The sequence below is a fragment of the Oleiphilus sp. HI0117 genome (assembly GCF_001635235.1).
Window position 1 is genome coordinate 1 of sequence record NZ_LWGA01000370.1, and the last position, 622, is coordinate 622.

Annotated in this window: 1 protein-coding gene; it reads right to left on the bottom strand. The window is 37.0% G+C overall.

The genetic code is table 11. From position 1 onward, the window contains the following. Positions 1–492 (bottom strand): hypothetical protein (locus A3757_RS04415; RefSeq protein WP_197469758.1); only part of this gene is annotated, 492 nt, incomplete at its 3' end. Positions 493–622 lie beyond the last annotated feature (130 nt).

Sequence of the window (622 nt, forward strand, 5' to 3'; positions counted from 1 at the left end):
CGCAAGCAGTTGGTAGTCTTTTAGCTCAGTAATAGCGGACTCAGCACTGTGTACTGATGCTCGAAGAGTACCGTAAAGCCCGGTTTTAGGTGTTAATCCTATTTCTTTTTGAGTTTTCGATATGGTTAAAAAAGTTTGATGATAGCTTTTTATTATGTCGCCTAATTTGGTGAGATTATCTTCAGTGTCAAACCCAAGTGAGTTGTTTAATACTTTTAGTTCGCTAATTTCTTTGTTTAGCTTTGCAACATTATCAGAGAATCGTGTGACGTATTTTTCATCTTTCCTGGTGAGGAAGTCCTTTTCATTCCGTCTCAAGGTAAGCATGTTAGAGTTAAGCTTTTCAATGGACACAAGCGAAGAAGCTGACTCTGATAGTGTCTTGCTAAAATTGAGCTCGACTAAGATGATTGTAAGCATACCAACTAATGTAATAGTGCAGATTGATAAGAGCTTAGATTTAATTGATATGTTATCTAACAGTTTGGACATATTTGACCCCCTATTGCCTATTCCAGAAGCTCGTTACCTATGAAGTTGAGCTGTATCACAGATAGTATAGTTGAGTTTTGACTTTTAGGAGCTTGAAAAATGGACTTTTGTATTTGTGTGTTTAGGCGCT